Origin of the sequence: Urbifossiella limnaea, assembly GCF_007747215.1 — a bacterium.
Classification (GTDB): Bacteria; Planctomycetota; Planctomycetia; order Gemmatales; family Gemmataceae; genus Urbifossiella; species Urbifossiella limnaea.
In genome coordinates, this window is the sequence record NZ_CP036273.1 from 3,634,420 (window position 1) to 3,657,778 (window position 23,359).

The window sequence follows — 23,359 nt, forward strand, 5'->3', positions numbered from 1 at the left end:
CCCCGTGTCCCGCCTCATCCTGGCTGTTGCGGCGTTGCTCGTGTCCGCCGCCCCGGCCGGCGCCCAACCCGCCCGGTTGAATGTCCTGTTCGTGATGGCGGACGACCTCCGCTGCGACCTCGGCTGCTACGGCGCCGCGGCCCGTACGCCGAACCTGGACGCCCTGGCCGCCCGCGGCGTGCGGTTCGACCGGGCGTACTGTCAGCAGGCGGTTTGCAACCCGTCGCGCTCGTCGCTCCTCACCGGCCGCCGGCCCGACACGCTCCAACTGTGGTCGAACGGCATGCACTTCCGCGAGCGGAACCCGGACGTGCTGACGCTACCTCAGCTGTTCCTTCGCAACGGGTACGAGGCGCGGTGCGTCGGGAAGGTCTTCCACAACTGGCACACGACCCAGAAGGGCGACCGCCGCTCGTGGTCGGCCGACGAGTTCCTCCACTACGCGAACCACGGGGACGACGCGCCGCAGGTACGCGGCGTGTTGCCGCCGAACGTCGCGGGTGCGTTCCCGCGGCAGTACGGTTCGGTGCCGCTCTGTGAACGCCGCGACGTGCCGGACGAAGCCTACTACGACGGCCGAGTCGCCGCCGAGGCCGTACGGGTGATCGGCGAGGTGAAGGACAAACTGTTCTTCCTGGCGGTCGGGTTCTGGAAGCCGCACGCCCCGTTCAATGCCCCGAAGCGATACTGGGACGTGTACCACTCCCCGGAGGTGCCGGGGTACAACCCGGCGCGCCCCGTCGGCGGCCCGGACGTCGCGCTACACGACGGCCGTGAAATCCTCGGCATCCCACCGGCCCGGTTCACCCCGACCGCGGCTCAGGCCGCGGAGATGCGTCACGGCTACCTCGCCAACGTGAGCTACCTCGACGCCCAGGTCGGCAAGGTACTGCAGGCGCTAGCCGACAACGGGCTGACGGGCCGCACGATCGTCGTGTTCCTCTCCGACCACGGCTACCACCTCGGCGAGCACTCGCTGTGGGGTAAGACTTCGTGTTACGAGCTCGACGCCCGCGTCCCGCTCATCGTCGCGACGCCGAACATGACGTCAGCCGGGCGCACCGCCAGTGGGTTGGTCGAGCTGGTGGACTTGTACCCGACCCTGACCGGGCTCACTGGGTTGGACGCGCCGCAGGAACTCGACGGCACTTCGTTCGCGCCGCTGTTGGCCAACCCGACGCGTGTGGGGAAGGCGGTCGCGTTCACCCAGCACCCGCGGCCGGCTTACTACGATCGCACTGCGGCCGGCGTCCCCGAGGCGATGGGCGTCAGCGCCCGGACCGACCACGGCCGCTACACCGAGTGGCGGGACTGGACGACCGGACGTGTCATCGCGTCCGAGTGGTACGACCACTCCAGCGACCCACATGAGCGCGTGAACCGTTACGAGGCCGTAAAGGACAATCGCGAAGCGGCCGCTGTAAGGCGGGCGCTGCACGGTCGGTTTCCGCCGAACACGCCGCCGGCCAAGCGCTAAGCCCCGAGGAGGTACACGCCATGCATCGCCTCATGCTCGTGCTCGTCGGCCTAGCCGCGGCCGGCCCGGTGGCCGCTCAGCTGGTGCGGCCGAACGTGTTGTTTGTCGCCGTGGACGACCTCCGACCGGCGCTCGCCTGCGCGGGCGACCCGCACGCCAAGACCCCGGCCATCGACCAACTCGCCAGCCGCGGCACCGTTTTCACCCGGGCGTACTGTCAGCAGGCCGTGTGCAGCCCGTCGCGGTCGTCGCTGCTCACCGGCCGGCGGCCGGACACGACGAAGGTGTACGACCTGGTCACGCACTTCCGCACCGCCCTGCCCGACGTGGTGACGCTGCCCCAACATTTCTTGCAGAACGGCTACTACGTCCACGGCGTCGGCAAGATTTACCACCCGGGGTACAACGACGAACGCTCGTGGTCGGTGCCGTGGGAGGCGACGAAGGGGAAGGGCTTTGGCCCGGACGGCCAGCGCGTCCTCGCCGACGCGAAGGCCAAAGCGAAGGCGGAAAACGCCGACGTGACGAAGGTCCGCGGGTTGCCGGTCGAAGCGCCGGAAGTTCCGGACGGCGACCTGAACGACGGGTGGACCGCGAACCGGGCGATCGAGATTCTCAAGCAACGGAAGGGGAAGGCCGAGCCGTTCTTTCTCGCGGTCGGGTTCGCCAAGCCGCACCTGCCGTTTGTCGCGCCCAAGCGGTACTGGGACCTGTACGACGCGGCGAGGCTGCCGGTCAGCACGTCGGCCGAACCGCCCGCCGGAGCGCCGAAGTTCGCCCCGCAGTTCGGCGGCGAGCTGCGCGCCTACGTCGGTGTTCCGAAGAGCGGTCCTGTTCCCGAGACAACCGCCCGCCGACTCGTGCACGGCTACTACGCCGCCGTCAGCTACATGGACGCCCAACTCGGCCGCGTGTTGGACGCGGTCCGCGAATCCGGCTTCGCCGACAACACCGTCGTCGTCCTCTGGGGCGACCACGGCTGGCACCTCGGCGATCACGGCATGTGGTGCAAGCACACGAACTACGAGTTGGCCACGCGCGCGGCGCTCGTTGTGAGCGCGCCCGGTCAGCGCGCCCCCGGTCGGCCGTGCGACCGGCTCGTCGAGTTCGTGGACATCTACCCGACACTCACCGACGTGTGCCGCCTCCCGGCGCCGGCGGGCGTGGAAGGGAGCAGCTTCGCCCCACTGCTGGACGACCCCGCGAAGCCGTGGAAGGCGGCGGCGTTCAGCCAGTACCCGCGGCCGGGCGGACCGGGCGTTGGGCCGCTGATGGGGTACGCGGTGCGCACCGACACGCACCGCTACGTGGAGTGGCGGAAGCGCGACGGCGGCGAGGTGGTGGCGCGCGAGCTGTACGACCACCGCACCGACGCCGCCGAGGACCGGAACGTGGCCGCCGACCCGGCCCACCGCGACGCGGTCGCTGGGCTGGCACGGCGGCTGGCCGACGGGTGGCGGGCGAACGCCCCGCCGAAATAACCTGGAGGGACCGATGCGCTGGGTACTCGCGGCCACGGCCGCAGTCGCGGTCGTCGCGCCGGCAGCAGCGCAGGCCGCTCGGCCGAACGTGGTCATCGTCATGACCGACGACCAAGGACTCGGTGACTTCTCGTACACCGGCAACCCCGTCCTGCGGACCCCGGCGTTTGATGCCTTCGCTCGTGAGTCGGTGCGACCAGGCCATTCACGGTGACGCATCCCGGTCGTAAGCCGTCCGCTGGCAGGGACTTGGCCAAGCCAGGGAGAGGGCGCGCCCATGCTGTTCGGTGGGGTCTTCGAGCGGTTCCTAGAGGAGAGCCCGCTCAGCGTGATGTCCCGGGCGACCATCGAGCACGCCCTCTCGGCCTCGGCCCTCGACGCGCTGTTCGACCGGACCGCCGAGCGCGGGTACACCCGGGAGTTGCTGTTCTCCACGACGGTCGATCTGATGACCCTGGTGGTCGGCGGCAAGGCCCTCCACGTCCAGGCCGCCTACCGGCACCTGCGGGACCGCGTCCCGGTCACCCTCAAGTGCGTCTACGACAAGCTCCGGAACATCGAGACGGGCGTGTCCGCGGGGCTGGTCGCGCACGTGTCGGGCCGGTGCGAGGGGCTGATCACCGCGCTGGGCGGGGGGTGCAAGAGCCTGCTGCCGGGCTACCGGGTGCGGGTCCTCGACGGCAACCACCTGGCCGCCACCCAGCGGCGGCTGGGCGTCACCCGGGGGCACACCGCCGGCCCCTTGCCCGGGCAGAGTTTGGTCGTGCTCGACCCGGCCCTGATGCTGGTCACCGACATCGTCCCGTGCGAGGACGCCCACACCCAGGAGCGGGCGCTGATCGACCAGATTGTGCCGCTGGTGCGGGAGCGGGACGTGTGGGTCGCGGACCGCAACTTCTGCACGGCGGAGTTCCTGTGTGAGGTGGCCGCCCGGCGGGCCTACGTCGTCATCCGACGCCACGGGAACCTGAGCGTCGAGGCCGAAGCCGGGTACGGGGCCGAGGTCGCGACGGACCGGGGCTGGGTGGGCGAGCGGCGGGTCTGGGTCTGCTGGGGTGGGGCGCGGTTGGTGCGCCTGCGGCAGGTGCGGGTGCGGCTGCGGGCGCCGACCGCGGACGGGGACGCGGAGGTGGAGATCCTGACCAACCTGCCGGCGAAGGTGCCGGCCAAGAAGGTGGCCGAGATCTACCTCAAGCGGTGGAAGATCGAGGGGGCCTTCCACGAGTTGACAGTCGCCTTGAACTGTGAGGTGAACACCCTGGGGTACCCCAGGGCCGCGCTGTTCGGGTTCTGCGTGGCGGTGGCCGCGTACAACGTGCTGGCCGTACTGAAGGCGGCCCTGCGGGCGGTGCATGGTGAGAAGAAGGTGCAGGAGGAGGTGTCGGGGTATTACCTGGCGCTGGAGTGGGCGATGGTGTACGCGGGGATGATGATCGCCCTGCCCGCGTCGGAATGGGAGGCGTTCGGTCCGATGCCCAGCCCGGAGTTGGCCGGCCACCTCCGCGAGTGGGCGGGCAAGGTCGACCTTGGGAGGATCAAGAAAGCGCCGCCCCGGAAGCCGACGAGGACGGCGACCCGACGGATCAAGGACAAGAGCCCACATGTTTCCACGGCCCGGTTGCTCGACGAGGGGAAGAAGACCCGTCAGGCGAAAGTCAGCCGGAATCCGTGAGTCTCACACCGTGAATGGCCTGGTCGGTGCGACTCACGGACTTCCACGTCGCCCCGATGTGTACCCCGACGCGCGGCCAGCTCATGACAGGCCTCGCCGCCATGAGGAACGGCGCCACCTCGGTCACCGCCGGCCGCACCTTCCTTCGCCCCGGCATCCCGACGATAGCCGAACTCTTCGGCCGGGCCGGCTACAAGACCGGCCTGTTCGGCAAGTGGCACCTGGGTGACCACTACCCGCACCGCCCGATCGACAAGGGTTTTCAGGAAAGCGTCTACCACCTCGGCTGGGGCCAGCGCGACTCCACGCCCGAGTTCGACATGCCGCTAATCGACGGCCGCTACTTCCACAACGGCGTCGAGAAGCGCTACCGCGGGCACTGCACCGACTTCTGGTTCGAGTCGGCGACGGCCTGGATAAAGGAGCGCAAGGCCCGCGGCGAGCCGTTCCTGTGCTACGTGCCGACGAACGCCCCGCACGCCCCGTTTGTGGAACTGGACGAGTACGTCCGCCCGTACCAAGGCCGCGGCCCGGCCGGGTTTTTTGGAATGATCGCCCACCTTGACAAGCGGTTCGGCGACCTCGACCGCTTCCTCGCAGCCGAGGGGTTGCGCGACAACACGATCGTCATCTTCATGACCGACAACGGCGGCACCGCAGGTGTTGCAACCTTCAACGCCGGCCTCCGAGCCGGCAAGACGACGTACTACGACGGCGGCCACCGCGTGCCGTGCTGGGTTCGCTGGCCGGCCGGGAACCTGGGCGAACCGCGCGACGTGAGCACGCCGACGCAGAACACCGACATCCTGCCGACGCTATGCGACTTCTGCGGTGTCCCGGTCCCGGTTCGCGCACAGTCCGACCTGCGCTACTCGGGGGTGAGTCTCGCCGGGCTGTTGCGTGGCAGCGTGAGGGAACTCCCAGAGCGAACGATGGTGGTGCAGTACGGGCAGACGCCGAAGCAGCACGAGGCGTGCGTGATCCGAGGTCGCTGGCGGCTAGTGAAGGGCGCCGAACTGTACAACACCGACGCGGACCGCGCCCAAGCCACCGATCTGGCGGCGAAACACCCGGACGTGGTTCAGCGGCTCCGCGCCGATTACGAGGACTGGTGGAAGGGGGTGGAACCGACGATCACCGACTTCGTGCCGATCAGCCTTGGTGCGAAGCCGCAGCCTGTGGTGGAGATGAACTGCGGCGACTGGGAGAACATCTACGCGGACAACACGGGCTACGTGCGTCAGGCCGTTGGCGGCCCGACCGGCGGAACATGGCACGTGAAGGTGGAGGAAGCTGGCGAGTACGAATTCGTCCTCCGCCGGTGGCCGGCACAGACCAAGGCCGCGCTCCGCGACGACTACGAGCCGGTCGGAGCTGTTGGGGCGAAGGCGAAGGCGAAGACCGCCACGTTCCCGACGATCGCACGCGGCACGGTCGAGATCGCCGGCGCGAAGCAAGGAGGCCCCGCCGACCCGAAGGCGACCGGCGTGTCGGTGCGAATGACGCTACCGGCGGGCCGGACGCGGCTGAAGGCCTGGTTCTCGGACGCCGCGGGCACGGACTTGTGCGGGGCGTTCTTCGTGACGGTGAGGAAGTTGTAAGCCGACAAGCCCCCCGCCGCGGCGGGGGGCGTCGAACGCCGCGTTACCCCTTCAGCATCTCGTCGTGCTTCATGCCGCTCGGCGGCAGGTCGGCGCGGCGGCAGTTGCCCAGCGCCGCCTTCGCCCCCGCGAACTGGTCGGCGTCGTTGTCCTCCCACTCGATCGACACCGCCCCGTCGAACCCGACCCGGTTCAGCTCGATGAAGATGTCCTCCAGGCTGTTCGCGTCGCGGGCCGTGCCGGCGGTCACGAAGTTCCAGCCGTTGGTCCAGTGGCCCATCGGCCGGTGCCCGCCGAGCCGGCCGGCGCGGCAGTGTTCGCGCGCCACCCACACGCCCTTGACGTGGGCGCAGTGGATGAACTCCTTGAACTCGCGAATGAAGTCGATGACCGACACGTTCTGCCACTCCATGTGCGAGCCGTCGAGGTTGAACCCGACGACGCCCTCGTAGCCGGCCTTGCACATGTGCGAGATGTAATCCGACGCGCTCTCGATGTCGCCCATCGCCCGCTCGCTCGGGTGGCACTCCAGGTCGAAGGTGATGCCGTACTGCTTGCAGAGGTCCCACACCGGCGCGAACCGCTCGACCAGCAGTTCGAGGCTCAGCTGCCGCACGTCCGGCAGGTCGTAGCCCTCGATGTTCCCGGGCAGCGGCGGGAACAGGAACCAGTGACTCCAGCAGTTCGCCGGACTGCCGACGAAGCCGGGCAGCGCCACCTTGCGGTCCTGCAGCTTGCTCAGGTGGCCGGCGTACCGGACGCACGCCTGAAGGTCCTTCAGCGCCTCGGCGTGGACGAGCTTGCCGACGCTCTCGGGCACGAAGTACGGGTCGGTCCGCGGTGGTTTGTTCCCGGCGGCGCGCCACGCCTTGTACGCGGCCTTCGCCTCACCCTTGCCGCTGCAGAAGTTCAGCGTCTTGCAGCTCGGTTCGTCGCCGAGTACCTGCCCCTGGAGGTGCGTGGCCACGGTGAAGATTTCGAGCCCGTGCTGCCTGGCGATGGCGACCCGTTCCTTGGCGTAGGCGGCGGCCCCGGCGTCGGTGTCGCAGCGGCGCAGGTCGAGCTCCCAGCTGGCCTCTTCCCAACCGTCGAACCCGGCGTCCTGGAGGAACTTGATCCACGGGCCTTCCGGCACGTTGCCGAACTGGCCGCGTACGAGGCCGATCTGGTGGAACGAGCCCTTACCGTTCTTGTGCTGCGCGGTCTGACGGAACCCCATGGGGAGAGCCTCCGGAAGGCGGGTGGTGGTCGCGAACGGGTTCAGGGCAGACTCTACGGCCGAAGCCTTGCGCGGCAAGCAACCGCAGGCGCGAATGATGACGCGAATACCGTGGGTCGCTTCAGAGTAGCCGCGTACCCGGCGACTTCTATCCAAGCCCCATGTCCGCGTCCGACGCCAGCCTCACGTTCCTCCTCCGCCTCCTCGGCGCCGCCGAGCTGGCCGCGGTCGTCTTCGTCGTCGCCCCGCTCGGCTGGATGGAGGCCGTACACGACCGCGTCCTCGGCCTCGGCCCACTACCGACCGGTCGGATCGTCGAGTACCTGGCGCGGCACCTGTCGGCGCTGTACGCCGTTCACGGGGCGATGGTCGTGGCCGTGTCGCTCGACGTGCGTCGCTATCGGCCGCTGGCCCGCGTCCTCGGCTGGTCCCACGTGGGCCTCGGTGTCGCCGTCGGCTGGACGGACTGGTCGGCCGGATTCGCGTGGTGGTGGGCACTCGGCGAGGGCGCGCTGGTGTCGATGTGTGGAGGCGCGATCGTATTACTGGCGCGCCAACGGCGCGCCGCGAGGGCCGTTGAGTGTGGCGCGGAAGTGTAGGCCGAGAGGACCGGTCATGACGCGATCACACGCCCTGTCCGTCGCCCTCGCGCTGGTCGCGGGGACTACCGCGGCAGCCCAGCAAGCGACGCCGCGCGTGGTCGGTCCCGGCGGTTCGGGCCTGCAACCGCAGGTTGCTGGCGGAGCGTACCAGACCCAGTCCACCGCGCCCGCCGCCCGTGGCGTGAACCCGTTCGCGGGGATGTCGATACTTCCGTCGGTTTCGCCAGGTACGCGATTCCAGCCTCGACAGGCACGGGCGCCCGCGTTCGTACCGCTGCCGAATCCGGGCGTGCCGAACAACCCGGCCGCGTTCAACCCCGGAATCCCGCCGCCGTTCCCCCTCCTCATTCCGCCGGCCGACTTCGCCCCGCCGTCGGTCGCTTACAACCCGCTGCTCGTGTCGCGGCGCGGGGTCGTGTCGGCGTACTACGTCCCGCCCACGACGCCGCGCTCGCCCGGCTCCGCGCCGTACCCCGGCGACGAACTCCTGCCCCCGGCTGACGACGAAACTGGGCCTTTCTTTCCGTTCCAGCCGGGCGAGTCGCGCTTTCTGCCGTGGATGTGGTGACCGCTACCGCGACTCCTTCAGCAGCCGGATGTACGCCCGCATCCACGCCGGGTTGTCGTGCCAGGTGCGGGCGGTGACGAGGTTGCCGCTGACCACCACCTCGCGGTCCACATACTTGCCGCCCGAGAACTCCGCGTCCAGTTTGCACTTCGCCACCGTCGTCACCTCCCGGCCGCGGATCACGTCTGCCGCGGCCACGATCTCGATGCCGTGGCACACGCTCGCCACCGGCTTGTTCGCCGCGAAGAACGCCCGCGTCAGGTTCAGCAGGTCGGTATCGTAACGGAGGTACTCCGGGGCGCGGCCGCCGCTGATCACCAGCCCGGCGTAGGAGGCCGGGTCCACCTCGCGGAAGGCCACGTCGGCGGCGAGGTGGTAGCCGGGCCGCTCCTCGGTGATGTCCCAGCCCGGCGGCCGCTCGTGAAGCACGAGGTGGTACAGTCGCTTCTCCGGCCCGGCGACGTGGACCGTGTACCCCTCTTCCTGGAGCCGGTGGAGCGGGTAGAACGTGTCGAGCACCTCGGCGGCGTCGCCGATGACGAGCAGGATTTGCGGCACGGGTCGTCTCCGAAGTGGGGTTGTCCGGTGATTCTAGACGGTCATCCGGCCCCGGAAGAAGCCGCCCTTCTGCCCGGTCACCGTGAGCAGCATTTGGTGCTTCACCCACGGCACGAGCGGCATCACCGGCAGGGCGATGTCGCGGCCCCAGCCGAGAATTGGCCAGTCGGATTGGAAGAACGGCGACAGCAGGTACGTCACGACGCTGTAGTAGCGGAGGTACTCGCGTTGCAGCCGCGAGAACGCTCGAAACGCGGCGGCGGGTGACGGCTGTTCTCGCAGGCAGGCCGCTAGCCGCCAGGCGTCCACCAGGGCGAGGTTGATTCCCTGGCCGAGGTGCGGACTCATCGCGTGGGCGGTGTCGCCGATGAGGATGACGCGGTCGTCGTGCCGGCGGCGCACCCACACGTGCTGGTAGCCGGTGAAGAGGAGTTGCTCCGTGTCGTGAACGAAATCGAGCAACTCGGTGGCCTCGGGGGCGAACGCGCGGATCTCGTCCTTGAGCGGCTCCAACTTCCCCGCCTTCACCCGCTCGAAGTCGCGGACCGGCAGCCCCCAGTAGAGCGAACACAGGCCGTCGCCGAGCGGCAGCAACCCAAGCAACTGGCGACAGCCACGGACGACCTGGAGCAGCTTGCCGCGCACCGCCGTGGACGGTCCGGTGACCCACAGCGTGCCGTGGGCGTAGCGGTGGACGCGGGCTCGGAAGCCGAACACCTGCCGCAGCCGGGAACGCGAGCCGTCGGCGATCACCACCAGATCGAACGGCCCGTGCCGCCCGCCGCTGCGGTCCTGGACGAACTCGCCGTCCGACGATCGCAGCCGGCCCACGACTTCACAGCCGACTCGCACGTCGAGGGGTTGTGTCGGCAGGAGCCGGTATAGGGTTTGGAACAGCACGCCGCGGTGGACGCCGTAGGCCCGGCAACTCGGGTCCAGTTCCGGGTAGCGGGTGCGGATCAGCGTGCCGCCGGACAGGTGGCGGGCGTGCAGTTCTTGGAGCTCGGCCGCGTGCGCCAGCACCTCGTCGAGGACGCCGAGGCGCCGCAGCACTTCCTGGCCGGAACACTGAAGCAAGATACCCGCCCCGATCGGCCCCGGGTCGGCAACCTGTTCGAGCAGCGTGACGTGGTGCCCGTCGCGGGCCAGCAGGAAGGCGGTGGCCGTGCCAGCGACCCCGGCCCCGACGACGGCGACGCGATACGGACCGGCCACGGGCGACTCCGGACGCTGCCGATGGTAGGATGCCCCAGCGTACCCGAGGGCCGGTGACGATGCGAACGCGGACCGGCGGAATCGTCCTGTGCGGAGGACTGTCGTCGCGGATGGGCCGGCCGAAGTGTTGGCTCCCGGTCGGCGGCGAGCCGATGCTGCTGCGCGTTCTGCGGGTCGTATCGGCGGTCGGCGACCCGGTCGTCGTCGTGGCCGCGGCGGGGCAGGAGTTGCCGACGCTACCCGACGGCGTTGCGGTGGTCCGCGACGAGGCCGAGGGAAACGGGCCGCTTCAGGGGCTCGCAGCGGGACTCGCGGCGCTCGCCGGCCGGGCGGACGCCGCGGTCGTGACCGGGTGCGACTGCCCGCTCCTCTCGTCCGCGGTCCTCCGAAGACTCGTCGAGATTCGAGCCGACGCTTCGACGTGTGTGACCGTCACGGACGACATCCCACGCCCGCTCCCGGGGGTGTACGCCGTCGCTGTGCTGGCGGAGGTGCGGGCGCTGCTCGCGGCCGGGCGGCTGCGGCTCGGCGCACTCTTCGAACACGTTCCCACCCGCCTCGTCACTCCGTCCGAGTTGGCAGACATCGATCCGCAGCTGCGGTCGCTCCGCAACGTCAACACGCCCGACGAGTATGCCCGACTTCTGTCCGAACTCGGCCCGCCGTGAGTGCGGCCGGCTGCTACAATCTCCGCGTCCGTTCCCACGACGCCGAGCCCCGATGCACCCGCACAAGCCGCACTACGACCGCCACGCCGGCACTGACGCCAACAAGCAGTTCCTCCACCGCATCAGCCGGCAGAAGATCGACCCGCCCGCCGTCACCGCCGGGGCCGGGGTTGCCGATCTCATCGACGCGGCGTTCCTGTCGTACAACGGCGGCCGCCTCCGCGAGGGGTGTCAGCTGTTCGCCCGCAAGATGCTCGCGGACAACGGCACCGTCGGCCTCGCGCTCAGCGGCGCCCTGACGCCGGCCGGGCTCGGCATGAGTTGCCTCGTCCCGCTGGTCGAGGCCGGGTACATCGACTGGATCGTGAGCACCGGGGCGAACCTGTACCACGACACGCACTACGCCCTCGGCATGGACCTGTTTCAGGCCGGCCCGAACCTCCCGGACCACGAGCTGCGCGAGAATCAGGTCATCCGCATCTACGACATCATCTTCGATTACGAGAACCTGCTCGGCACCGACGCCTTCTTCCGCACGCTGTGTCGCGGCGACGCCTTCCAGCACACCTTCGGCACGGCCGAGTTCCACCACCTCGTCGGCAAGTATCTGGCCGAGCGCGAGGACCAAACCGGCCGCCGCGGCAAGAGCCTGTTGGCTGCGTGTTACCGGGCCGGCGTGCCGGCGTTCACCAGCTCGCCCGGCGACAGCTCCATCGGCATGAACCTGGCCGCGCTGTCGCTGGAGGGCTCGGCCCTGCGGATCGACCCGCTCCGCGACGTGAACCAGTCGGCGGCGCTGGTGTGGGACGCGAAGGTGAGCGGCGGAACGAGTTCGGTGCTAATTCTCGGCGGCGGCAGCCCGAAGAACTTCATGCTGCAAACGGAGCCGCAGATTCAGGAGGTGTTGGGTCTGGCCGAGGCCGGGCACGACTACTTCCTTCAGTTCACCGATGCCCGCCCGGACACCGGCGGCCTGAGCGGCGCGACGCCGAGCGAAGCAATGACCTGGGGCAAGGTGGACCCGGACAAGCTCCCCGACTCGGTGACGTGTTATGTCGATTCGACGATCGCGCTGCCGCTGCTCACGGCGTACACGCTGACCCGCGTCGAGAAGCGGCCGCTGAAGCGGCTGATGGACAAACTGCCGGCGCTGATGACGGGCCTGGAAGCGGGCTACGCCGAGACGCGGGCGAAGCGCGAAGGGTGAATACGGGTTGGCCGCAAAAAAGCACAAAATACACAAAATTGATCAGACATAAATTAGGAAATTTATTCTGATTGCAATTTGTTCTTATTTTGTGTCTTTTGTGCCTTTTTGCGGCCAACCCGCCTTACCCGACCAAGTCCCGCACCGGCTTCCCCTCGGGGCACAGCTCGATCGGCCGGCCGTCCTGCGCCCGGTACCACGTGTGCAGGTTTACGCCCAGCGTCGTGTAGATCGTCGCGGCGATGTCGCTAGGGCGGACCGGGTTGTCCGTCACGTACTCGCCGAGGGCGTTCGTCCGGCCCACCACCTGGCCCACTTTCAGGCCGCCGCCAGCCATCAGGGCACAACCGGCCGTGCTCCAGTGGTCGCGGCCGGCGGTCGGGTTCACCTTCGGGGTGCGGCCGAAGTCGCCGAACCACACCACCAGCGTGTCGTCCAGCTGCCCGCGCGCGGCCAGGTCGTCGAGCAGCGCCGACAACCCGCGATCGACCCGCGGCAGCAGCCGGTCCTTGAGGCTGCGGAAGTTGTTGGTGTGCGTGTCCCAGCCGCCGTCGGTCACGGTCACGAACTGCACCCCGGCCTCGACCAGCCGGCGGGCCAGCAGGCACTGCTGGCCGAACATGTTCTTGCCGTACCGCTCGCGGACGCGCTCGGGTTCCTCGTTCACCGCGAAGGCCCGCTTCGCCGCGGGGCTCGTGATGATCCCGTGGGCGCGCTCGTAGAACTCGTCGCGCGCCCGTAGCACGCCGGGGTCGTTCTCCGCGGCCCGCTGATAATTCTCCAACTCGGCCAGCATCCCGTAGCGGCGGTCGAGGCGGGCGCGCTCGGCGTCGGTGCCGACGCTCAGGTCGCGGACGCGGAACACCGCGGCGCTCGGGTCTTCGTGGACCTCGAACGGGTTGAACTCGTCGCCGAGGAAGCCGGCGACGCCGCCGTTGAAGCGGCGGTCCACGGCCCGGCCGAGCTGCACGAACGGGAGCATCCCGTTGACGTAGCCGCGCTCCTTCGCCACCACCGAGCCGAACGTGGGGAAGGGGAGCGACGGGTTGAACTTGTGGCCGCTCATCATCAGGTGGTCCGCGACGCCGTGCGAGCCGTTCTGCGGGTCGTGCCCGCGGATGACGGCGAGGCGGTCGGACTGCCGCGCGAGCATCGGCAGCGGGTCGGCGAAGCGGACGCCGGGGAGCGTGGTCGGGACGGTGCCGAACTCGCCGCGGACCTCGGCCGGGGCGTCGGGCTTGGGGTCGAAACTGTCGTGGTGGCTGGGGCCGCCCTGCATCCACAGCAGGATGCACTTCTTGGCCCGCGCCGCGGCCGGAGCTTGAGACTTGGCACGGAGGTACGCCGGCAGGCCGAGGCCGAACGCGGCGAGCCCGCCGACCTGCAGGAACGAGCGGCGCGACAGACCGGTGCAGTCGGCGGTTGTGCCGGTGCGGAGGTTCAGCATGGGAACGGGTCCGAGGCCGGGACGGGGGCGGAGGCGGGGGACGGAAAGAATCCGTCACCTCGAAGCATCACGTCCCGTTTCCCGGTTGTCAACCGAAAAATCGAGACGACCGGCCGGCCCGCCGGCTAGGATGTCGCCCGGTGCCCGCTCGTCCTCGGAGTCCGTCATGCTGTCCGCCCCTCTCCTGCTCGCCTCACTCTTGCCGGCCCAACCCCAGACGAACCCGCCCATCGTGGCTCTCTGGGAGGGGAAGGCGCCGCACGCCGTCGGCGACAGTCTGGCCGACAAGCCGCACGTCACCGTGTTCCGCCCCGCGGCCGGGAAGGCGAACGGCACCGCCGTCGTGATCTGCCCCGGCGGCGGCTACGGCTTCCTCGCCGACGACCACGAGGGGAAGCAGGCCGCCGAGTTCCTGAACGGCCTCGGCGTGACGGCATTCGTTCTGAAGTACCGCATCGTGGCGAAGGACCGGCCAGGCCCGCTCCACCCGGCCCCGCTGGAGGACGCGCAGCGGGCCATCCGGCTCGTGCGGTCGAAGGCTGCGGAGTACGGGGTGAACCCGGGCCGAGTCGGCATCTGGGGGTTCTCGGCCGGCGGGCACCTGGCGAGCTCCGCGGCCACACACTTCGACGCCGGGAAGAAGGGCGACCCGATCGACGGCGCGAGCTGCCGGCCAGACTTCGCCATCCTCGCCTACCCAGTCATCTCGATGGAGAAGGGCGTGACGCACGGCGGCAGCCGCAACAACTTGCTGGGGGCCAACCCGGACGCGAAGCTGGTCGAGCACCTGAGCAACGACAAGCAGGTGACGAAGGACACGCCGCCGACGTTCCTCTTCCACACGAGCGAGGACAAGTCCGTGTTGGCCGACAACCCGGTACGGTTCTACCTGGCGTGCAAGGCGGCGGGGGTGCCGTGCGAGCTCCACATCTACGAGAAGGGCCGCCACGGCGTCGGGCTCGGCCGCGACCCGAAGTGGACCGGCGGCGAGCCGTCGGTGGCGACGTGGCCGGACCGGCTCGCGGAGTGGATGCGCTCGCGCGGACTGCTCGTCGCCGCGCCTCTGCCGAAATGACCGAATCCCAGTGACCCACCAATGACCAAGGGGAGAATGCAATCGTCTTCCTTGGTCATTGGTGGGTCACTGGGATTTGGTCATTCCCCAACTCAAGCCCCATTTGCAGCGTGTCCTATACCTGTGGCGTGGGAAACAGCGACGCCATGATTCGCCTGTCCGGCCTGCGCGTGCTCTACGGCTCGTTCGCGGCCGTGGACGGGCTCGACCTCGACATCCGCCGCGGCGAGCTGTTCGGCCTCCTCGGCCCGAACGGCGCCGGCAAGTCCACCACCATCCGCGTCCTCATTGGCCAGCGGCGGCCGTCCGCCGGCAGCGTCACCGTCGGCGGGTTCGACGTGGTCCGCGAGTGGGCGAAGGTGAAGCCGATCTTCGGCTACGTGCCCGACCGCGAGAACCACTTCGAGGAATTCACCGGCCGCCGCAACCTCGAATTCTTCGGCCGCCTGTACGGCGTCCCCCGTCGCCGGGCGCTCGAGTGCCTCGAGATGGTCGAGCTCGGCGAGGTCGCCGACCTGCCCGTCCGCGGCTACTCGCTGGGGATGCGGAAGAAGCTGCTGCTGGCGCGGGCTCTGCTCCACGAGCCGCAGGTGCTGTACCTCGACGAGCCGACGGCGAACCTCGACATCCACTCGGCCGAGGTGGTGCACCGCATCCTGCGCGAGCGGGTAAAGCACGGCGCCACGATCGTCCTCACGACGCACGACATGGACGAGGTCGAACGCATCTGCGACCGCGTCGGCATCGTCTGCCGCGGCAAGCTCGTGGCGCTGGATTCGCCGCTGACGCTCAAGCAGGCCCACACCGAGCGGATGGTCGACGTGACGCGCCCGGACGGCGAGCGCGTCGTCTTCGACCTGGACGCCGAAGCCGGCCGCCGCGCCCTGGCCGCGCTCGTCACGGCCGGCGGCGTCGCCACCTTGCGGACGCGCGAGTTCGACTTCCACGCCACGTTTCTGAAGCTGACCGGGCAGGCGTTCGAGTAGCGGGGTCGCCGATGCGTCCGTACGTGATCCACGCGCTGGTGACGAAGGAGGCGCAGCGGCACGTCGCCAACCGCGGCGGCATCGTACTCGCCGTCCTTCTCGTGGCGTCCGCCGTGCTGCTGTCCGTGTTCGCGCCGGAAGAAACCGCCAGCGGCACCGGCATGGTCGGCGGCGTCCACCACTGCTTCGTCGAGTTCGACCGCTCGACGCCGCTCGTGAAGCATCTCCAGGACAACAAGCCGACCGACCTGAAGGTGCAGTTCCGTGAACTGGCGAATGCCGACACCATCAACGCGGTCATCGTCTACCCGCCGGGCACGGGCGCGATCCAGTTGCGGCAGGACACGCTGGCCCCGGAGCGCCGCCCGGCCGTGAAGGCGGACATCTGGCACCCCGAGGGCGACCCGCTGGCGCTGGCGCCCTACGAGGCGTGGTTCTGGAAAGAGACGCGCCGCTACTTCGCCGCCGAGGCCCGCAAGACGCTGCCCGGGGCGGACGTGCCCGCCGACCCCGATTTCGCAGCCGGCGGGACGTGGCTCGTGACGGAGGCGCACGTCCGCTTGCAGGAGCGCGTCGAGGCCGCCCGCGGGACCGACGAGGCGCGGCCGCTGATCCCCGATTTGGTGATCGACCGCAAGGGGCTCGGCGGTAAAGTGCTCGACTTCCGCGCCGCGATCGCCACCGGGATGGTGGTGTTCGCCCTGTACTTCTCGTGTGTATACCTGCTGCCGACGCTGAATTGTGAGGAGCGCGAGCGCGGCGTGCTGCTGGCGCAGGCGCTGTCCCCGGCGTCGCCGGCGGAGATCGTGGCGGCGAAGTTCTTCTTCTACCCCACGGCGGGAATCATCCTTGCGGCGATCATCGCCGGCGTCTACAAGGTTGCGATTCTTCAAAGCCTGTTCTTCTGGCTGGCGTTGTTCGCCGTCGCCGGCGGGTTCCTCGGAATTGGCATGACCGTCGCCACGCTGGCGAAGACGCAGCGGGCCGCGTTCCTCGGCGGCATGTGCTACCTGCTCTCGGTGTCGATGTTGCTGCTCATCTGCGCCACGAACGGCATTCCGTTCCTGCCGTACCTGGCGGTCGAGTACCACGGGCCACGCATCCTGCACGCCTCACTCGCCGGCGAGGTTCACAGCGGACACTGGGGGCACCTCGGCGGGGCGATACTGCTCGCGGTAATCTGGCTGACCGCGGCCGGGTGGCTTTTCCGTCGTCGGGGCTGGCAGTAGGCTGCGTCGGTGCGGCTGTGACGGTCGTAACGCCGGCCCGACCGGTACGACCGCACCATTTCCCGCACTTTCCCTTTGACCCCCATTTTGCCCAGAACTACTATCCTCACCGCGGGGGCGGTCGGTGCGCAGACGCGCGCCGGCCCGTGAATCACGGAATGAGGAGGGCAACGGGATGTACAGCATCGTTCTTATGGCGGCTACGACGGGCGGGCCGGTCGCGCCGGCCGCGGACCACACGCCGGTCGTGGTCGCCGCTCCGGTCGCGGCGGGGTGCTGCGGCGGGGTGGCGGTCGGCTGCACCGGCAGCTACTCGGTCGGCTGCTGGGGTTCGTGCACCGGCAGCTACTCGGCCGGCTGCTGTGGCGGCCGCGGCGGGCTGTTCCATCGTCACAAGCACAGCAGCGGCTGCTGCGGCGGCTACAGCTCGGGCTGCTGCGGCGGCTGGGCGTGCTTCGGCTCGTCGGCGTACGCGGCGTGGGGTGGGTGTCACGGCACCGTCAGCTACGGCCCGTCGGCGGCCGGCTGCTGGGGCACCGTGTACGGCGGCGGCTACGGCTGCTGGGGCTCGAGCTACGGCAGCGCCGGCTACGCCCCACCGGCCGTCGTGATCCCGGTCGAAACCGCGCCGGCGGCCCCGATGTCGGAGCCCGCGCCGAAGACCAACCCGCTCCCGAAGAGCGGTGGCGCCGGCAAGGACGGGGCCAGCCTGCGGTTCCAGCTGCCGCCGACCGCGGCCCTGTTCGTGGACGGTAACCGCGTCGCGGGGCAGGGGGCCGACCGGGCCTTTTACACGCCGCCGCTCCAGGCCGGCCAGCGCTACTTCTACGACGTGCGGGCCGAGGTCGTGGTGAACGGCCAGACGGTGACCGAGGAGAAGCGGGTGGTCGTGACCGCCGGGGCCGACCTGGTGGAGACGTTCCCGCGGCTGCTCGCCGCCGTGACCGACCCGGCGACCGTCGCCGGGCGCTAAGCCGACTCGATCCGGGCGAAGCCCACCGGTTGCAACCGGTGGGCTTTTCCGTTTGCCGAACCCCTCTCGTCGTGCGCCTCCGCTTCACTTTGCCGCTCCGCGTCTGGTACGATTGGGGTAGAGGGATCGGAACCCTACAACCCAGGCGGCTCCCCGTGGGACAGAAGATCGAGCAAGACCTGCAGCGCTTCCGGAAGCTGGTACGCGGCAAGGTGAAGAGCAACCTGTCGAAGTACATCAGCCGCGGCGAGATGATCGGCAAGAAGGGGAACGACCTGGTGTCGATCCCAGTCCCGTCGATTAACCTGCCGCAGTTCCGGTACGGGCAGAAGGGCTCCGGCGGGGTCGGCGTCGGCGAGGGGCAGCCGGGCCAGCCGCTGACGCGCCCGCAGGACGACGACGGCGACCCGCAGGCCGGCGACTCCCCCGGCGGCCACATCCTCGAAGTCGACCTCACGATGGAGGAACTGGCCGAGATTTTGGGCGAGGAGCTGGCCCTGCCGCGGATCGAGCCGCGGGGCAAGAAGAATGTCGTGACGCAGAAGGACAAGTACACGAGCATCCGCAACGTCGGCCCGGAGGGCCTGCGGCACTTCAAGCGGACCTACAAGCGCGCCCTGAAACGGCAGATTTCTGCCGGCACCTACGACCCCGGGAACCCGGTGGTGGTGCCGGTGCGGGAGGACAAGCAGTACCGCAGCGCGAAGGAGGTTCCCAAGCCGGACGCGGTGGCGTGCGTGGTGTACATGATGGACGTCTCCGGCAGCATGACCGACGAGCAGAAGGAGATCGTGCGGATCGAGTCGTTCTGGATCGACACCTGGATCAAGAAGCACTACTCGGGCGTGGAGACGGTCTACATCATCCACGACGCGGTGGCCGCGGAGGTGGACGAGCAGACGTTCTACCACACCCGGGAGAGCGGCGGCACGAAGATCAGCTCGGCCTACGAGCTGTGCAACAAGATCGTGGACGCCCGCTACCCGGCGTCGGAGTGGAACGTGTACGCGTTCCACTTCTCGGACGGCGACAACTGGGGCGACGACGTGCCGAAGTGCCTGGCGCTCCTGACGGAGCAGTTGCTCCCGAAGCTGAACCTGTTCGGGTACGGGCAGGTGGAGTCGCCGTACGGCAGCGGCGAGTTCTACGAGCACGTCCACGAACTGGTGGACGCTCACGAGAACGTGGTGGTGAGCCGCGTCCCCGACCGCGAGGCCATCCTCGGCAGCATCAAGGAATTCCTGAAGACGGGGCGGTAATCGATGTCTATGCCCCGCCCCGAATCCGAGAACTGGTACGCCCCGACGTGGGGGCGCCTCGCCCTCTTCGCGCTCGTCTCACGCGTCCTCACCCTCACCGCCGGCCTCTTTCTCGCCCCCGCCGCCGCAGGCCCACATTGGACCGCCGACCAACTCGCCTTCCGTGCGGAAGTCCTGGCCGGGCCTGTGCCCTGGCTCGAACCGTGGGTCCGCTTCGACGCCGGCTTCTACCTCGCCATCGCCCGCGACGGCTACCACCCGCCGGCTGAGGGCGAAGGGCCGAACGCCGGATTCCTCCCCTTGCTGCCGGCGCTGATCGCGCTCGCCGCGACCGTCGGCGTGAACCCGGTCCTCGCCGGCGTGGTGATTCCGAACGTCGCGTTCGTCGCGGGCTCGGCCTGCGCCGGAAGGGCCGCGCTTCGTGTCACCGGGGGCCACCGGACTGTCTGGCTCGGGTGTGGCGTACTGGCGACATACCCGTTCGCGTTCTACTTCTCGGCCCCGTACCAGGAATCGCTGTACCTCCTCGCCGCGGCTGGCGGCCTGTTGGCTTGGTACGACCGAAGGCCCGCCCTCGCCGGGCTCTCAGGCTTGATCGCGGCGACGGCTCGGCTCACGGCGGTCGCGTTCCCGATCGGGCTGTTCGTCGAGGCGATGCTGGCACGTCGTTGGCCGTCTCGTGGGGCGTGGCTGGTTTCTGCCGCGACCGCGGCGGGCGCCGCGGTCCTCGTCGGCTACCTGTGGCTGGCGCTCGGTGACCCGTTTGCACACTTCAAAGCCCACGCCGCGTGGGGCCGCGAGTCGCCGAGCCTCGGCGGGGTCGGGCGGGCGCTACTGCAAGCCGTCCAGGAACTCGGGCAGTGGGAACGGCCGTTTCCCGTCGTGAAGCCGATCGCGCTGTTCGGCACGCTCGCGCTCGGCATCCGCGGCTGGGTGAAGCGTGGGCCGCTGTGGGGGTGCCTCATTCTCATCCCCGTCGGGCAGGCGCTCAGCACCGGGACGACACTCAGCATCGAGCGGATCGTGCTAACGAGCTTCCCGGCGGCTTTCGAGCTTGGCGAGCTACTGGGGCGGTCGCGTATGATGCGGGTAGCGTGGCTGATCGCGGCGCTGCCCGCCCAGGGTTACTTCCTGTGGCTGTTCGTGAACAACGGCTTTCTGAATTGACCACCCGGCCGGAGGGCCGCCGATGAACCTCGGGTTCTACAACACGAACCTCCCCGCCCACCTCCGGGTGCTCAAGGACGAGATCGAGGGGTACGCCCGCGGCTACGGCCTCGACTTCTACGAGACCATCTTCGAGGTCGTGGACGCCGACGACCTGAACGAGATCGCCGCGTACGGCGGCTTCCCCACGCGCTACCCGCACTGGTCGTTCGGGATGCAGTACGAGGAGCTGAAAAAGAGCTACGAGTACGGCCTGTCGAAGATTTACGAGATGGTGATCAACAACGACCCGTGCTACGCCTACCTGATGCGGTGCAACCACACCGTGGACCAGAAGCTGGTGATGGCCCACGTGTACGGCCACTGCGACTTCTTCAAGTGCAACGCGTACTTCGGCCACACCACGCGGAAGATGATGGACGAGATCGCCAACCACGCCGCCCGCATCCGCGGGTACGCCGAGCGGTTCGGCGAGGACGAGGTCGAGGCGTTCGTCGACCGCTGCATGTCCGTCGACGACCTGATCGACATCCACTCCGTCGCCATCCGCCGCCGCGACGACCACTCGAAGTACGACTTCGCCCCGAAGGACGGCGACGACGCCGACGATCGGCCGACGCGGTTCAAGTCGAAGGGGTACATGGACGAGTTCGTGAACCCGCGCGACCAACTGCGGGCCGCCGAAGAGGAGCGGAAGAAGCTCCAGGACCAGCGGGTGGCGCACTTCCCGGAGCGGCCGGAGAAGGACGTGCTGCTGTTCCTCATCGAGCACGCCCCGCTCAAGAACTGGCAGCGCGACGTGCTCAGCATCATCCGCGACGAGGCGTACTACTTCCACCCCCAGGGGCAGACGAAGATTCTCAACGAGGGTTGGGCCTCGTACTGGCACAGCACCATCATGACGCAGAAGGTGCTGCAGCCGAGCGAGGTCATCGACTACGCCGACCACCACTCCGGCACGATGGCGACCAGCTCGCGCCGGCTCAACCCTTACAAGCTCGGCATCGAGCTGCTGCGCGACGTGGAGCGGCGCTGGAACATGGGCCAGTTCGGCCCCGAGTACGACGACTGCGACGACATGGACAAGAAGCGCACCTGGGACAAGCAGCTCGGCCTCGGCCGCAAGAAGATCTTCGAGGTGCGGCGCGTCCACAACGACATCACCTTCATCGACACCTTCCTGACGCCCGAGTTCTGCAAGGAGCACCGGCTGTTCTCGTTCAACTACCAGGACCCGACGAAGAACTACGTCATCGAGAGCCGCGAGTTCCAGAAGGTGAAGCAGCGGCTCCTCCACAGCCTGACCAACTTCGGGAAGCCGTGGATCTACGTCGTGGACGGCAACCACCACAACCGCGGCGAACTGCTGTTGCGGCACGACCACAACGGGGTAGACTTAAAATTGGACGAGGCCCGCGACACGCTGGTGAACCTGCAGTACCTGTGGTCGCGGCCGGTGTGCCTGGAGACGGTACTGGACGGGAAGCCGACGGTGCTGTGCTTCGACGGCACCGACCACACCCAGCAGCCGACCGGAGGAACCGATGACGCTCAGCGAAAGCCTGCTGCCAAAGCTTAGTGAGTGGGCGCCGGCCGGGGTCGGTCGGCACTCGATGACCCACACCGCCGACGCCCGTACGGTACACCTCACCGCCGACAAGGCCGACTCCCTGTCGTGCCTCGTGTGGGAGTTGGCGGTCACGACCACCGAGCCCGCCGCCCTGCGCGACTGGGCCGCGGCCGTGGCGAAGCGCGCCACCGGGCTCGTGGAACCGCTGACGCTGCACGAGGTCGATGCCGGCCGTGGCGAGGCGGTGCTGCGGAGCACGGCCCCCAGCGCGAAGGGGGCGGCGCTCGCGTACTACGAGGTGAACCTGCACGCCGACGGCCGCGCCGTCGTCCGCCGCTTCCACGGCTCGAAGGCGAATCCCGGCCGCGAGCAGGTCGCCTTCGCACTCACACACGAGGTTCTCGCCAAGCTCGCCGACGACATCGCCGGGTGACCGTCACCCGACGGCCGCACGACGCCCGGGATTCTCCCCCGGGCGTTGTTCGTTTCCACCCCACGGCCTATCACATCCGAACCCCTTCGCCCATCCGGAGGCACTGATGATACGGTACGCCGTAGCAATCCTTTCCCTGACCCTGGGAGCGAACATGGCCCCGGCCGCGGTCAAGACCGAGACGGTCGAGTACGAGGCCGGCGGCACCAAGCTCAAGGGCTTCCTCGCCTACGACGACGCGGTCAGCGCCACCCGGCCGGGCGTGATCGTGTTCCCCGAGTGGTGGGGTCTCAACGACTACGCCAAGGACCGGGCGAAGCAGTTGGCGGGGATGGGCTACGTGGCGTTCGCCGCCGACCTGTACGGCGACGGGAAGGTCATCGACACCGCCCACCCGCAGGACGCGGCGAAGATGGCCGGGACGCTGCGGGCGAACGTCGGGGCGTGGCGCGCCCGGGCCGAGGCGGCGATGAAGCAGCTGACCTCGCGGCCGCAGGTGGACGCCAGGAAGGTCGCCGCCATCGGCTACTGCCTCGGCGGCTCGACGGCCCTCCAGCTGGCGTACACGGGCGCCGACCTGAAGGCCGTGACCACGTTCCACGCCGCGCTGCCGACGCCGACCGCGGCCGAGGCGACGGCGGTGAAGGCGAAGGTACTCGTGTGCCACGGCGACGCCGACTCGTTCATCCCGGCGAAGGCCGTCGCCGACTTCAAGGCCGCGCTCGGCGGCGCGAAGGTGGGGCTCGACTTCGTGGGCTACCCGAACGTCGTCCACAGCTTCACCGTCCCGGGGGCGGACAAGGTCGGCAACCCCGGGATGAAGTACGACAAGGCGGCGGACGAGGACTCGTGGAAGCGGATGACCGCACTCTTCCGACAGGAGCTCGGGCGCTGACGAGCTACCGGGGCGAGCGGCCCGCGTGAGCGGGCTGTTCCAGAGCGGTTCGATGTG

Annotated in this window: 22 protein-coding genes; 18 read left to right on the top strand and 4 right to left on the bottom strand. The window is 69.1% G+C overall.

Annotated features, from left to right (window positions below; all coding sequences use genetic code 11):
* The first annotated feature begins 4 nt into the window (after nt 1-4).
* The 5 genes from ETAA1_RS14905 (at nt 5) to ETAA1_RS14925 (ending at nt 6,231) form a co-directional block, all read left to right on the top strand.
* A complete protein-coding gene (locus ETAA1_RS14905; protein ID WP_145239727.1) occupies nt 5-1,477 on the top strand; it encodes a sulfatase in 1,473 nt (490 codons plus the stop codon).
* A 20-nt stretch (nt 1,478-1,497) separates the two neighbouring features.
* The gene (locus tag ETAA1_RS14910) at nt 1,498-2,958 is read left to right on the top strand and encodes a sulfatase (protein ID WP_202920907.1); all 1,461 of its coding nucleotides are present in this window, start codon (nt 1,498-1,500) and stop codon (nt 2,956-2,958) included.
* Nucleotides 2,959-2,971: 13 nt separating this feature from the next.
* Nucleotides 2,972-3,172 (top strand): sulfatase-like hydrolase/transferase, encoded by a 201-nt coding sequence (locus ETAA1_RS14915; protein ID WP_145239730.1) that lies wholly within the window; start codon nt 2,972-2,974, stop codon nt 3,170-3,172.
* Between the two features lie 63 nt (nt 3,173-3,235).
* On the top strand, nt 3,236-4,630 hold the full coding sequence (locus ETAA1_RS14920; protein ID WP_145233609.1) for a transposase: 1,395 nt from the start codon (nt 3,236-3,238) through the stop codon (nt 4,628-4,630).
* 26 nt (nt 4,631-4,656) lie between these two features.
* The gene (locus tag ETAA1_RS14925) at nt 4,657-6,231 is read left to right on the top strand and encodes a sulfatase-like hydrolase/transferase (protein WP_202920908.1); all 1,575 of its coding nucleotides are present in this window, start codon (nt 4,657-4,659) and stop codon (nt 6,229-6,231) included.
* Between the two features lie 43 nt (nt 6,232-6,274).
* Here the strand turns inward: ETAA1_RS14925 and ETAA1_RS14930 are convergent, their stop codons facing one another.
* On the bottom strand, nt 6,275-7,450 hold the full coding sequence (locus ETAA1_RS14930; RefSeq protein WP_145239736.1) for a sugar phosphate isomerase/epimerase family protein: 1,176 nt from the start codon (nt 7,448-7,450) through the stop codon (nt 6,275-6,277).
* Between the two features lie 161 nt (nt 7,451-7,611).
* Between ETAA1_RS14930 and ETAA1_RS14935 the strand changes: the two genes are divergently transcribed.
* Nucleotides 7,612-8,049 carry a hypothetical protein gene (locus tag ETAA1_RS14935; RefSeq protein WP_145239739.1) on the top strand — a complete coding sequence of 146 codons (438 nt, stop codon included), beginning with the start codon at nt 7,612-7,614 and terminating at the stop codon, nt 8,047-8,049.
* A 292-nt stretch (nt 8,050-8,341) separates the two neighbouring features.
* Nucleotides 8,342-8,620 carry a hypothetical protein gene (locus ETAA1_RS14940; protein ID WP_145239742.1) on the top strand — a complete coding sequence of 93 codons (279 nt, stop codon included), beginning with the start codon at nt 8,342-8,344 and terminating at the stop codon, nt 8,618-8,620.
* A gap of 3 nt (nt 8,621-8,623) precedes the next feature.
* Here the strand turns inward: ETAA1_RS14940 and ETAA1_RS14945 are convergent, their stop codons facing one another.
* The gene (locus tag ETAA1_RS14945; RefSeq protein WP_145239745.1) at nt 8,624-9,178 is read right to left on the bottom strand and encodes a DJ-1/PfpI family protein; all 555 of its coding nucleotides are present in this window, start codon (nt 9,176-9,178) and stop codon (nt 8,624-8,626) included.
* 33 nt (nt 9,179-9,211) lie between these two features.
* Complete coding sequence (locus tag ETAA1_RS14950; RefSeq protein WP_202920909.1) at nt 9,212-10,393, bottom strand: FAD-dependent oxidoreductase; 1,182 nt, start codon at nt 10,391-10,393, stop codon at nt 9,212-9,214.
* Between the two features lie 59 nt (nt 10,394-10,452).
* Here ETAA1_RS14950 and mobA point away from each other — a divergent pair, with 59 nt between their 5' ends.
* Nucleotides 10,453-11,061, top strand: a complete 609-nt coding sequence (mobA, locus tag ETAA1_RS14955) for a molybdenum cofactor guanylyltransferase (RefSeq protein ID WP_202920910.1) — start codon at nt 10,453-10,455, stop codon at nt 11,059-11,061.
* A 52-nt stretch (nt 11,062-11,113) separates the two neighbouring features.
* On the top strand, nt 11,114-12,268 hold the full coding sequence (locus tag ETAA1_RS14960) for a homospermidine biosynthesis protein (RefSeq protein ID WP_145239753.1): 1,155 nt from the start codon (nt 11,114-11,116) through the stop codon (nt 12,266-12,268).
* Nucleotides 12,269-12,392: 124 nt separating this feature from the next.
* Here ETAA1_RS14960 and ETAA1_RS14965 read toward each other — a convergent pair whose 3' ends face one another.
* Nucleotides 12,393-13,715, bottom strand: coding sequence for a DUF1501 domain-containing protein (locus ETAA1_RS14965; RefSeq protein WP_145239757.1), 1,323 nt, complete (start codon nt 13,713-13,715; stop codon nt 12,393-12,395).
* Between the two features lie 166 nt (nt 13,716-13,881).
* Between ETAA1_RS14965 and ETAA1_RS14970 the strand changes: the two genes are divergently transcribed.
* From ETAA1_RS14970 to ETAA1_RS15010, 9 genes are all read left to right on the top strand, one after another.
* A complete protein-coding gene (locus ETAA1_RS14970; protein WP_145239760.1) occupies nt 13,882-14,790 on the top strand; it encodes an alpha/beta hydrolase in 909 nt (302 codons plus the stop codon).
* A gap of 146 nt (nt 14,791-14,936) precedes the next feature.
* Nucleotides 14,937-15,776, top strand: a complete 840-nt coding sequence (locus ETAA1_RS14975) for an ABC transporter ATP-binding protein (RefSeq protein ID WP_145239763.1) — start codon at nt 14,937-14,939, stop codon at nt 15,774-15,776.
* Between the two features lie 11 nt (nt 15,777-15,787).
* Entirely contained in the window at nt 15,788-17,005 is a 1,218-nt protein-coding gene (locus ETAA1_RS14980; protein WP_145239766.1) for an ABC transporter permease, read from the top strand.
* Nucleotides 17,006-17,180: 175 nt separating this feature from the next.
* Nucleotides 17,181-17,978: a TIGR03000 domain-containing protein gene (locus ETAA1_RS14985; protein ID WP_145239769.1), complete on the top strand. Its 798-nt coding sequence runs from the start codon at nt 17,181-17,183 to the stop codon at nt 17,976-17,978.
* 155 nt (nt 17,979-18,133) lie between these two features.
* Complete coding sequence (locus ETAA1_RS14990; protein WP_145239772.1) at nt 18,134-19,237, top strand: DUF444 family protein; 1,104 nt, start codon at nt 18,134-18,136, stop codon at nt 19,235-19,237.
* Between the two features lie 9 nt (nt 19,238-19,246).
* On the top strand, nt 19,247-20,404 hold the full coding sequence (locus ETAA1_RS14995; protein ID WP_145239775.1) for a hypothetical protein: 1,158 nt from the start codon (nt 19,247-19,249) through the stop codon (nt 20,402-20,404).
* A gap of 22 nt (nt 20,405-20,426) precedes the next feature.
* Complete coding sequence (locus tag ETAA1_RS15000) at nt 20,427-21,983, top strand: SpoVR family protein (protein ID WP_145239778.1); 1,557 nt, start codon at nt 20,427-20,429, stop codon at nt 21,981-21,983.
* Nucleotides 21,984-22,017: 34 nt separating this feature from the next.
* Complete coding sequence (locus ETAA1_RS15005) at nt 22,018-22,407, top strand: hypothetical protein (protein WP_145239781.1); 390 nt, start codon at nt 22,018-22,020, stop codon at nt 22,405-22,407.
* A gap of 106 nt (nt 22,408-22,513) precedes the next feature.
* Complete coding sequence (locus ETAA1_RS15010; protein WP_145239784.1) at nt 22,514-23,302, top strand: dienelactone hydrolase family protein; 789 nt, start codon at nt 22,514-22,516, stop codon at nt 23,300-23,302.
* Nucleotides 23,303-23,359 lie beyond the last annotated feature (57 nt).

Excerpts from the sequence above, each read along its gene's own strand:
- ETAA1_RS14910 (WP_202920907.1), top strand. The coding sequence starts at position 1,498 with ATGCATCGCCTCATGCTCGTGCTCGTCGGCCTAGCCGCGGCCGGCCCG.
- ETAA1_RS14915 (WP_145239730.1), top strand. The coding sequence starts at position 2,972 with ATGCGCTGGGTACTCGCGGCCACGGCCGCAGTCGCGGTCGTCGCGCCG.
- ETAA1_RS14920 (WP_145233609.1), top strand. The coding sequence starts at position 3,236 with ATGCTGTTCGGTGGGGTCTTCGAGCGGTTCCTAGAGGAGAGCCCGCTC.
- ETAA1_RS14930 (WP_145239736.1), bottom strand. The coding sequence starts at position 7,450 with ATGGGGTTCCGTCAGACCGCGCAGCACAAGAACGGTAAGGGCTCGTTC.
- ETAA1_RS14935 (WP_145239739.1), top strand. The coding sequence starts at position 7,612 with ATGTCCGCGTCCGACGCCAGCCTCACGTTCCTCCTCCGCCTCCTCGGC.
- mobA (WP_202920910.1), top strand. The coding sequence starts at position 10,453 with ATGCGAACGCGGACCGGCGGAATCGTCCTGTGCGGAGGACTGTCGTCG.
- ETAA1_RS14960 (WP_145239753.1), top strand. The coding sequence starts at position 11,114 with ATGCACCCGCACAAGCCGCACTACGACCGCCACGCCGGCACTGACGCC.
- ETAA1_RS14965 (WP_145239757.1), bottom strand. The coding sequence starts at position 13,715 with ATGCTGAACCTCCGCACCGGCACAACCGCCGACTGCACCGGTCTGTCG.
- ETAA1_RS14970 (WP_145239760.1), top strand. The coding sequence starts at position 13,882 with ATGCTGTCCGCCCCTCTCCTGCTCGCCTCACTCTTGCCGGCCCAACCC.
- ETAA1_RS14975 (WP_145239763.1), top strand. The coding sequence starts at position 14,937 with ATGATTCGCCTGTCCGGCCTGCGCGTGCTCTACGGCTCGTTCGCGGCC.
- ETAA1_RS14980 (WP_145239766.1), top strand. The coding sequence starts at position 15,788 with ATGCGTCCGTACGTGATCCACGCGCTGGTGACGAAGGAGGCGCAGCGG.
- ETAA1_RS14985 (WP_145239769.1), top strand. The coding sequence starts at position 17,181 with ATGTACAGCATCGTTCTTATGGCGGCTACGACGGGCGGGCCGGTCGCG.
- ETAA1_RS14995 (WP_145239775.1), top strand. The coding sequence starts at position 19,247 with ATGCCCCGCCCCGAATCCGAGAACTGGTACGCCCCGACGTGGGGGCGC.
- ETAA1_RS15000 (WP_145239778.1), top strand. The coding sequence starts at position 20,427 with ATGAACCTCGGGTTCTACAACACGAACCTCCCCGCCCACCTCCGGGTG.
- ETAA1_RS15005 (WP_145239781.1), top strand. The coding sequence starts at position 22,018 with ATGACCCACACCGCCGACGCCCGTACGGTACACCTCACCGCCGACAAG.
- ETAA1_RS15010 (WP_145239784.1), top strand. The coding sequence starts at position 22,514 with ATGATACGGTACGCCGTAGCAATCCTTTCCCTGACCCTGGGAGCGAAC.